Consider the following 7,830-nt stretch of genomic DNA (forward strand, 5'->3'; position numbering starts at 1 on the left):
GTATACCCTCTAAATCAGGTTGCTCAATAATTTTATTGATACGTAAATCTCTACCTGAAATGAGATTAATAATATTACCTAATGTGCTTACCTCCCACGATTCGGGTAAGTTCCTATAATAGGCGTTAAGTAAGCTTTCAATTCATTAATTTGTGTTGTTATTGTTAGTTTCATAGTTCTATTATAAGTTGATTTTTTGATTTTTGTTAAGTATGAAATATCTAGGATTTGGGTTCTAGAAATCATCTAAAGGCTGGAAAAGTCGTCCGTATTGAGACAGCGTGCAGAGTTTCAAGAGAAAACTCAAGAAATTAACGATTCGTAAGTGGAGTATTGATCTAGACAGTCGAATTGAGCAACTGAACGTGGGCATCCGAGGCTGGATAAATTATTTCGCCTTGACGAATATGAAATCTGCTATAGCAGAGATTGACGAACGGTTGAGGACACGAATTAGAGTTGTTTCTGGAAACAATGGAAGAAGAAATCTAAGCGACTGTGGGGGCCTTCTTAAACTAGGGGTTCCAAGGTGGATAGCGGACAAAGTATCAGGTTGGGGTGACCATTATCAATTTGTGGCTCATAAGTCTGTGTTGAAACGTGCTATATCAAAACCAGCCCTCGCAAAACGTGGACTGGTCTCGTGCTTAGATTATTATCTTAAACGGCATGTGTTAAAAGTTAGTTGAACCGCCGTGTGCTAGACTAGCACGCACGGTGGTGTGAGAGAGGTTAGAGACTAACCCCTACTCGATTGTATAGACAAGATATGAATCCCCCATTTGTTACACCGTGGGTTTACCTGCAAGAAAACGCCAGTTAATCTTACCATAGGGATTACCACACAAAAATGGGGGATTCTCTGAACGCTTATACCACTTGTTACATCGGATTGGACGTTCCCAGGACCAGCCTTTTCATTTCTATTTGGTATCTGTTGCTATTTCCCTTAAGCAGAGCAGAGGCAAGCAAACTCCTTAGGAGTTTCAACGAGCCTATGTCACTAGGGCGGGAAATAGTTTTAAAAATCTCACTTCGTTTGCTAGGTAGTTTGTAGGTATTGTGTGATTCCTATATCTGATTTTAAAGCGAAAGCACGCTACCAATCAGTTCCGAAGCGAGCTTGTTTTTAGAGGTTCAGTGAACCTTACTCTTTCAAGAGCCTGAGAGCATTGAGGAGGACGAGGAAGGTTGAACCTTCGTGGAAGGCGACACTGGCCAAGATGGACAGATTTGTCCAGAAGGTGATGACAATGAGAAAAATGACAACGACCATTGAGAAGAGGATATTTTGCGTAATATTGGATTTGAGGCGTTTGGATAATTGGTGGGCCTTGACCAATTTTTCAAGGTTATTTTGCATGAGGACGACATCTGCTGCTTCAATAGCTACATCTGTCCCATCCCCCATGGCAATACCAATATCGGCAGTCGCCAAGGCTGGGGCATCATTGACCCCGTCTCCCAACATAGCGGTGAGACCATTCCTTTCTTGTAATTGCTTGATGATTTCGGCTTTTTGCTCAGGCATGATATTGGCTGCAACCTGATCGATCCCCAATTCGCGGCCAATAGCCTGACCAGTCAGCTTCCCATCACCTGTGATCATAACTGTTTTGACCCCGGTGGATTTGAAATAGTTGATGGCGTCGATAGCTGTTTCTTGCGGCCTGTCTTGAATTGACAGAAAGCCAATGACCGTGTCCTCAACCGCTACAAAGACAACCGTGCGACCGCGTTTTTCTTCCACCTCTTTCATATCCTGCCATTTTTTGGCAACAGCTGTAAAAATACTTGGTTTTCCGATACGGTAGATCTTGTCCCTGTAGCTTGCTACCAGCCCCTCTCCTGGGCGATTTTCTACAGGAACCTTGAGGGATAGCGCATAGTCACTGAAATGGTTAACGATAGCAGTAGCTAAAGGGTGATTGGATTGTTTTTCCATGGCTACGATAAGACTGAGTAGTTCTCCCTTGTCCAGGCTATCTTGCTCGAAGTCAAAATCAACCACCTTTGGCTTACCTTCTGTCAATGTCCCTGTCTTATCAAAGGCCACCGCTTTTAAATCGGTCAGATTGGATAAGAAGGAACCACCCTTGAAAAGGACTCCTTGTTTTGCCAGATTAGAAATCCCAGCCAGCGTAGAGGGAACAGCGGATACGGCTAGGGCACAAGGGGAGGCCGAGACCATAAAGGTGAGACCTAGCTGGAAGGTTTCTGCCCAGCTCCAGTTTAGAAGAGTAGGACCTCCTAAGATAAGCGCTAGGAATATCAGGATAACAAGATTGACATAGTGGGGTTCAAAGGCACGGATACGCGCCGCGGTTGGAGAAAGATTGGTTTGGGAAGCCTCAACGAGTTGAAGGATTTTTGAGAAAACAGTCTCTGAGCTATCCTTGGTCACTTCCATGATAAAGACCCCAGAGCCATTGATCGTTGATCCGAAAACGTCATCGCCTACTGTTTTTTCGCGAGGGATGGATTCACCAGTAATGGTCGATTCGTCGATAGAGGTTGTCCCTTCAATGATGCGTCCATCAGTCGGTACTTGTCCGCCATTGAGAACTTGGATGCGATCACCAATGGTCAGTTGGTCGACTGGAAGGACTTGAATCTGCCCATCGTCTTTGATAAGCCTAGCTTCTGTTGGGTTTAGCGCTAGGAGCTTCGTAATCTCACGCTGACTGCGACCTTCTACATATTCCTCTAAGAAATGGGCCCCTGCAAAGATGAAGATAAGTAGGGCCGCCTCAGTACTCTCCCCTAAAAGAACAGCGCCAATAGTTGCTAGGGTCATGAGGATATGAGTATTGGGGGTAAACCATTTCTTTGCTTTTGTTTTTTCAATCGTGTCTTCAATCCCCTCCCACATGATATGGTAACCAGCGATAAGCATAGACAAAGTTGAGCTGATTTGCTGTACTCCTAGACTAACAGGAAGGAGCAGCCCAAGGATAAATAGGAGGATTCCTAGGAAATACATCTTAGTGGGAAAGGGAAGATTGGACCAGATGTTTTTCTTTTGTGTAAGTTTATGGTGAGAATGTGTCATGATAAGCCTCCTTTAAGCCAATGGTGTGTGCAGGTTTGAGTTTTTACTGTTTCCTTGCTATACTGATACTATAAACTATACCGTCACGGGAAGGTCAAGGGAATGATACCAGATTTTTCAACTTTTTTAACTATCGGCCAGCTGGCCAAATTGTCAGATGTCCATATCAAAGCCCTTCGCTACTATGAGAGCATTGGGATTCTAAAACCTAGCTATGTCAATCCTGAAAACAGCTATCGCTACTATTCTCACAGCCATATCACCTACGTTCAGGTGATTAAAATCTGTGCCCAGTATGGGCTACCGCTCAAAGATTTTGGTATGTTCTTACTAGAGGGACAGCAGATTGACATGGCCGCTATACTAACTACAGCGCAGGAAGAATTAGCTAAGAGGGCAAAGGAATTGGCTGATAATCAAGACTTACTTGCTTCTTTGCAGGCACAACTGGAGCTATCTAGCCAAATTGACCAAAAGAGGGACCAGCACCTGACTCAGCATGCAGAGGATTACCTCCTGTTTCCATTTTCAGGCGACATGCTGTCCTATTCCTATTATGAAGCTATTCAAAAAAATCTTCCCCTACTTGAAGAGAGGGAGGCTAGCTATGGGAATCGCATCGGTTGTTATTATTCTTATGAAAATGGGCTCTGGCAACAGCGTTTAGCGATTAAGGTTAGAGAGTGTCAGAAGGAGCAAGCAGGTGAACATTATCTGTGTCTGACACAGTATCATCTCCACGCCCAGCATTTACAAGCAGATGCTATTGCTACAGAGCTTGATACTCTAGCTAAGGAAGGAGTGAAGAAAGTCTTAGTGCTTGAAACATTTGAAAGCCCCTTAAAACTGGAAAATCCCCACTTGGAAGTGAGGTATGTTGTGGAGTAGGGCAGAGGCAAGAGTCGACATGCAGTGTAGACGAGTCAGGCTGTAGACAGTATAAGAGTAAGGAGGAGATTCAGCAAAGAGCTTATACTCTTTAAAAATCAAAAGGATACGTCGTCAAGAGTCTCGGTGAGTGAAAAGCTCCAGTGGAGGTTTTCAGCCTGTTCCCTTAAAACAAGATGGAACTATTGAGAAAAGTCGTGACTTTTCCTATTTCAACTACCTTCGCCTTCGATATAAGGAAATTAGCGATGCTAATCTCATTTCCAACCTTTCACAATTCTTAATTGTGAAAGCTAGTCTACTTTTGATTTTTATTGAGTATTATGTCCTAAAAAATGACGATAGGCTTAAAGAATCCTTAAATTAAGGATAATTTTGTGGTAAAATAAAAGAAGGATAGGCAGAAAAGATAAGGAGGAGATAGTGAAGAAATGTAGGAAAGTAGTTGGACTGTTGCTGCTAGGATTGATGTTTGTGTTCATCTTTTATGGAATAGAAAAACTAACACAATCTGAACTGGATCAGTTAGCTTCTGAGCAGTTAGAGCGACATATTCATAAAAACCCAGATGTTTATGCTTGGTTGACAGTTGACGGGACAAAGATTGACTATCCAGTTGCTCAACACCCGAGTGATGATCGTTATTATTTATCCCATGATTTGGAAGGCCATGAAACTTACTACGGTGCTATTTTTTCAGAATTAGTGAATAGTAAGACCTTTGAAGACCCTGTCACCATTATCTATGGTCATGCCATAACTGATGAGTCTATGTTTGGCTCCTTAGACTATTTTGCGGATCAGCAGTTTTTCAAAGACCATACTCTGATAAGGATTGATACCTTAGACCATCGCTATGAGTATGAGGTCGTAGCTGCACACTCTTATACAGATGATCATCTTTTTCATAGCTTTCAGCTAGGGACGAGAAGTGGCTTGAAGCACTATCTCGATACCCTGCAGGATCGAGTAGAGACCTATGGTGGAGCCTTCCGTCCGGTGTCCATCGATAGCGAAAAGGATAAGGTGCTCATTTTATCCACCTGTGATGCTGCTAGTGATAGCTATCGCTATGTGGTCACTGCTAAATTGAGAACTGTTACAGAAAGGATAGATACATGATAGATAAATGGAAGCTCTCCAGATTTTGGAGATTATCTCTAGGCCTATTGCTCTTAGGAATGGGGCAGAGACTGCTGTATACAGGAGCGGTTTCGCCTTGGGCGATGGACAGAGGCTTGCCTGTCCTGCTACTCATGCTAAGCCTCGTTGTTCTTGTAGTAGGGTTAGCCCTAATCCTTCCCTTGGTATCTTGGTTTTACAAACTTCACCGCTCTGACAAGCGACTACCCAAACTCATCTTGCTCTATCTATTGAGCGCCACTCTTGTTGGTCTTGTCATAGGCGGGATAGGTCAACTCTTGTACGACCATACCAGCTTTGCCTACGCTGCTGTGCAGACGGGTGTCTGGGCAACGAGTACCATCATTCAAAGTGTCCTAAAGCTCATCTTATGCTTTGGCTTGACCAGTATTCATAAGAACTTACCGATTAGACAAAGAAGGAACTACCTATGGCTACCAATAGTAGGAGTGGTTCTCGTGTCTATTTGCCTGATTCTTCTCAACTATTGGATACCGACAGTTGGTTCTGTCCTCGTGTCACTCACTGATGCGCTTGTCCTAATTTTTACACTCTACTATTTTACTTATCTCGTAAAGGAGACGTCCCATGAAACGACTTCATAAGTTGATGACTTGGTTCTTATTGGCCGCCTTATTGATTTCCAATAGTCCGATTATGTATGCGGAAGAAATTGGTCAAGCTATAGAGCAGAGCCAGACGGAACACAGCTACAAAAAAGCCCTGGAAGAGGCAAACAGGCAGACGGTTGGCTCTGAAAATGCCAATGTCGAATCACCCACGCCCAGTGAATCGTCTGCTGTTCCCACAGACGACGGAGATGCCCTCCAACAACCCAAGCTAGTGAGGGAAGAAGGAGAGGCAGAGGCTACCTTAAAAGCCCAATACGGAGAACCTGTCGCGGTCAGTGGTCAGGAACAACTTTACCGCGTGGACGAGACTCATTTTGTCACCTATATTGGAAGCGATATCAAGACCTATAGGGATCAAGACGGGGTGGAGGTTCCGGTGGACCTGTCACTCTACTCCTACCATGCCGATGGAAAGCACTACTATCTCCCCAAGGAATCTCCAGTAGGAGTGGTCTTGCCGAGCGAGGTCAAGGAAGCGACACCGATTGATGTCATTCACAAAGAGGAGAAGATTTCTCTTTATCCTCTTGATAAGACCTATGCCAAGGCCACCGTCGAGGAAAATGCCATTTTATATAACAACGTGGAGGGCAAGACCGATGTCCAGTATACGGTCCAGTCAAATGGCGTCAAGGAAGAGATTGTCTTAGCGGAGTGGGGAGGAAAGAACCGCTTTACCTACGGTCTGGACGCTGGAAGCTATGATGTCAGCCTTGAAAATCATCAAATATTGGTTCGTGAGAAGGGCAAATCTAAGATACTCTTTGTCCTGACCGCTCCCATGATGGTGGACAGTAAGGGGGCGACCAGCCAAGACTTGACCTTGGAGTTGGACAAAAAAGACGGCAAGTATCAGGTGACCGTTGTTGCAGGAAAAGAGTGGTTGGCGAGTCCAGAACGCCAGTATCCTGTCCGGATTGACCCGACGGTGACCGTTCCTCGGGAGAATATCTTAAACGCTGTCACCAGTACGGTTCATGGTCGTTACCTTGGTACTGGCTACGGCTATGTCGGTTACTTAGACCGAGAGATGATTGGACTGGGAGGTCGCGATGATGTCAAGGACATTGGTCGTGCTCGGATCTACTTTACCATCAACTATGATTTCAAAAAGAATATTCCTTCAGAAGCTAAAATCGATAGTGCCACTCTTAATCTTTATCAATATACCTCTCCTGGTAACCAAGGGACACAATTCGGAGCCTATCGCCTAACAGAGGCTTTTGACATCCATACCCTCACTTGGGATTCTTCCGTAACGATCGGTCGTGAAATTGCGGGTGAGAATGCCATTAGTGCCAAAGCGACAGCGGCAGAAGGCTATGAGAAAATGCACCGCTTTGATATCCGTGAGACCGTAAACGGATGGGTTCAAGGGCTCTATCCCAACCATGGTCTAGTGGTGGCAGCGACTGATGAAGGAGCAGACGGCGGAGCCTTCTATACGACAGAAGCTACTCCTGAAAATGCGGGTCAAATTGGTTTTACTCCAGACAAGGCCCCAAGTATTACGGTCAACTGGTCAGTCCCCGACCCAGTGGATATGAACTATGCCTTGGGTGATACTACTATCAATTTGCGGACCATGGTCAAGACCGACAAGACAGGCAAGCTCCAATTCCAAGGAGTCTTTGCGGATGGCGTGACCACGCCAGGGGCCACCGTTACCTACCATTTGAGCGAGCCTTCTAAAGATTACAAGGGCGATACTCCTGCGAGCTATTCCTACAAGTATCCCAATACCAGCGGCTTTGAGTCTGCCTTTGAAGCAGGGACGACCAAGTACCGAGACAAACTATCCAACTGGCAGACCCTGGTTCCCTTCACTGAGCCAACCCTCAACACCCTCTATACCATCGATGCGGAAAGTAAGAAGGATAGTCAAACAAGCGGAGAGAAGAAGAGCGAACCCTTTCTGATTTACAAGGTGACCCAGTATGACACCCTTCCTAAGATTGCCAGTTATTATGGTGTTCCCCTCAACCAGATTGCCTATGACAACCGCATTCAGGACATGCTTCTGGTCAAAAACAACACCCTCTTTATCCGCAATCCACGTCAGAATGCGACCAAGCCCTATAATCCCCCAGCCTTGAATGACAAGACCAAGGCGGA

At 45.0% G+C, this 7,830-nt stretch carries 5 protein-coding genes and 1 pseudogene; 5 read left to right on the forward strand and 1 reads right to left on the reverse strand.

The features are described 5' to 3' along the window. Positions 1-212: 212 nt before the first annotated feature. Positions 213-689: pseudogene (locus BVE84_RS10080) on the forward strand (group II intron maturase-specific domain-containing protein); the annotation flags it as partial. A 458-nt stretch (positions 690-1,147) separates the two neighbouring features. Here the strand turns inward: BVE84_RS10080 and BVE84_RS10085 are convergent. Then, positions 1,148-3,052, reverse strand: a complete 1,905-nt coding sequence (locus tag BVE84_RS10085) for a heavy metal translocating P-type ATPase (RefSeq protein WP_076996867.1) — start codon at positions 3,050-3,052, stop codon at positions 1,148-1,150. 102 nt (positions 3,053-3,154) lie between these two features. Here BVE84_RS10085 and BVE84_RS10090 point away from each other — a divergent pair, with 102 nt between their 5' ends. The 4 genes from BVE84_RS10090 to BVE84_RS10110 form a co-directional block, all read left to right on the forward strand. After that, positions 3,155-3,940, forward strand: coding sequence for a MerR family DNA-binding transcriptional regulator (locus BVE84_RS10090; RefSeq protein WP_076996868.1), 786 nt, complete (start codon positions 3,155-3,157; stop codon positions 3,938-3,940). A gap of 423 nt (positions 3,941-4,363) precedes the next feature. Beyond that, positions 4,364-5,062 (forward strand): class B sortase, encoded by a 699-nt coding sequence (locus BVE84_RS10100; protein WP_244157406.1) that lies wholly within the window; start codon positions 4,364-4,366, stop codon positions 5,060-5,062. Then, positions 5,059-5,688 (forward strand): hypothetical protein, encoded by a 630-nt coding sequence (locus tag BVE84_RS10105; protein WP_076996870.1) that lies wholly within the window; start codon positions 5,059-5,061, stop codon positions 5,686-5,688. The genes BVE84_RS10100 and BVE84_RS10105 overlap by 4 nt, the downstream gene beginning before the upstream one ends. Further along, on the forward strand, positions 5,672-7,830 hold a 2,159-nt coding region (locus BVE84_RS10110), incomplete at its 3' end, for a DNRLRE domain-containing protein (protein ID WP_135017502.1). The genes BVE84_RS10105 and BVE84_RS10110, both read left to right, overlap by 17 nt.

This window comes from Streptococcus azizii (genome assembly GCF_001984715.1).
GTDB classification, from domain to species: Bacteria; Bacillota; Bacilli; order Lactobacillales; family Streptococcaceae; genus Streptococcus; species Streptococcus azizii.

Coding starts and splice junctions, on each gene's coding strand:
- BVE84_RS10085 (WP_076996867.1), bottom strand. CDS start 3,052: ATGACACATTCTCACCATAAACTTACACAAAAGAAAAACATCTGGTCC.
- BVE84_RS10090 (WP_076996868.1), top strand. CDS start 3,155: ATGATACCAGATTTTTCAACTTTTTTAACTATCGGCCAGCTGGCCAAA.
- BVE84_RS10105 (WP_076996870.1), top strand. CDS start 5,059: ATGATAGATAAATGGAAGCTCTCCAGATTTTGGAGATTATCTCTAGGC.